We start from the raw sequence: 2,359 nt of genomic DNA, 5'->3' as shown, positions 1-2,359 counted from the left end.
GGGTGATCGCGGTCTTGGCGGTCGTGTCGCTCATGCGGGGTCCCTGTTCGGATCGGAGCACGGCGGGCGGGGCCGGCCGCACGGCCCACCCCGGCACGGGCCGGCACGGCAGACCGGGCCCGGACACCCGAAGCCCCCGGGGGCGGCACCGCGGAAGCCCGGCCCGGCACAGCGGCCCCAACGCCCAGAGCCGGCAGGCCGGCCGGTCCCGGCGGGATCCTCACCGGCCCGGCCCCGCCGGGACCCGTGCCCTCGCACCGGACCGCAGCAGCCCGTGCGGGCGGCGACGCGGCCGGCCACCCGGCCCCGCCGGCACAGAACACGGCCGGCGGAGCCGGCCACACGGCGCGGGGTCCACGGCACCGAACCCGCGCCGGCCGCGCCGGCCCCGAGCCGGCGGGCCGGTCCCGGCGGGCAGCCAGCCCCGACGGCACAGGACACGGCGGGCGGAGCCGGCCGCACGGCACGGCGCAGGGCCCGTGACGGCAGCAGACCGGGCGGGCCCCGGGGCCCCGCGACAGCACGGCGGCGGCGCGGGAGTCCGGACAGCCCGGGACGGCACGGCGGCGGCGGGAACACACATCCGCGGCACGGAACCCGCGGCGGCCGGGGCGGCCCCGAGCCGGCGGGCCGGTCGCGGCGGGCAGCCGGCCAAGCCGGCGCAGAGCACGGCGGGCTGGACCGGCCCCGGCCCCCGGGCTGCGGGCTTGCGGGCTGCGGGCTGCGGGCTGTGGGCTGTGGGCTGTGGGCTGTGGTGGGGCTCCAGGAGGTGCCGCGGACCCCGTGCCGTCCACCGGGGGGCGTGCGGTGTCCGGGTCGCGCGCGCCGGCGAGGCGGCGGGCGGCACCCGTTCCGGACGCACCCGGACGGCACGCCGCTCGGCGCACGTGCACACGTGCGCACGGCAACGGCAGGGGCGGGCAGGGCGGGGGCCCGGCTGCGGCCCTCAGGTTGTCTCCGGGGGCAGGGGCACACCTTCGGCGGGTCCGGCCGCCGATCCCTGGGGCAGCAGCGCGTCCAGGGTTCCGGCCGCCGCGAGCCGCGGCAGCATCAACGCCCAGAACCGGGTCAGGGTATGGGACGCGACCCAGTCCCGTTCGCCGGCGCCCAGGACTTCCAGCCCCACCGTCGAGGCCACCACCGCGCTCGCCGCGTCCCGCGCGCAGACCCCCTCGGCCAGCGCCCCCTCCCGCGCCGCGGCCCCCACCGTCTCCTGGACCCACAGGGTCCACTGCCGCCGCAGGTCGACCCCGCTCCTGCGGGAGGCATCCGCGCACAGCCCGTACCCGGCCCGCACCACCACGTCCCCCGCCAGCAGCGCCATCAGCGCATGCGTGGAATCCACCAGCACCTGAAGAGAGTTCGGACCCGCAGACCCCCCACACCGCCCCACCCCCGACGCACCCGGCCCGCCCGGCTCTCCCGCCGCACCGGACACACCCGCCGCACCCGGCCCACCCCCGCGCACCACCCCGGGGGAACCCGGCAGACCCGCCCCACCGGACGCACCCGGCACTCCCTCCACTCCCGGCTCAGCCGCCGTCCCCGCCACTCCCGGCGTTCCCGCCACTCCCGGCTCAGCCGCCACTCCCGGCGTTCCCGGCTCAGCCGCCGCCCCCGGCAGGCCGGCCGCACCCTCCGCACCGGGCACGCCGGGCATACCGGGCACGCCGGGCGTACCGGGCACGCCGGGCGTACCGGGCACGCCCGCCATGCCGGGCAAGCCGGTGAACGCCCGCCGGCCTGCGGTGATGCGCCGCAGGGCCTCGGCCGCCCGGTCCTCGACGGCCTGGGCGAGCGCGGTCTTGCTCTCGAAATGAAAGTGCAGACCGCCGGCGCTCACCCCGGCCCGGCGGCTGATCACCGCGATCGAGGCGGTGACGAACCCCTGCTCGGCGAACACCTCCGCGGCCGCACGGACCAGAGATTCCCGCGTGCGGGCCGCACGCTCCTGCTTCGCCATGGAGTCTCCACAAACCGCCAACGCGGTTTGCCTCAGGGGGTACAAGATCTTCGCGGTCACAGTCTGCGGCCGCACCGGAGCCCGGCTCGCGTCCCGCTGGAGCCGCCGCCCGCCCGGCCGGAACCCGCCGCCCCGCCCCGCCCGGCCACCCCCTCCCCCGCACCTTCCACACCACCGGAACCTCCCGTACCGGCGGAACGGCCCCCACCGCCGGAACGATCCGGCCTCCCGCACCCGCGGGAACGGCGGCCGCAAAGCAGCGGCACCGCACACCGGCACGGCACGACCGCCCGTACGGTGGCGCACGACCCCGGCCCGCACGCTGCGGCACGACGCCGGCCCCGGCCCGTACGGCGCGGCGCCCTGCCGGCCGGCGCGGGGCGGCCGGACCCGGGC

At 79.8% G+C, this 2,359-nt stretch carries 1 protein-coding gene; it reads right to left on the bottom strand.

Annotation, left to right across the window (positions count from 1 at the left end):
- Positions 1–946: 946 nt before the first annotated feature.
- Positions 947–1,963 (bottom strand): TetR family transcriptional regulator, encoded by a 1,017-nt coding sequence (locus ABT106_RS32235; protein ID WP_502979544.1) that lies wholly within the window; start codon positions 1,961–1,963, stop codon positions 947–949.
- Positions 1,964–2,359 lie beyond the last annotated feature (396 nt).

It is taken from the genome of Streptomyces sp. NPDC002044, assembly GCF_040296725.1.
GTDB lineage: Bacteria > Actinomycetota > Actinomycetes > Streptomycetales > Streptomycetaceae > Streptomyces > Streptomyces antarcticus.
The sequence above is the reverse complement of the archived record's forward strand: the minus strand, read 5'-3'. Positions and strand labels throughout refer to the sequence as shown.

Bases quoted from the DNA above. Each gene is read 5' to 3' on its own strand.
- ABT106_RS32235 (WP_502979544.1), bottom strand. From the start codon at position 1,963: ATGGCGAAGCAGGAGCGTGCGGCCCGCACGCGGGAATCTCTGGTCCGT.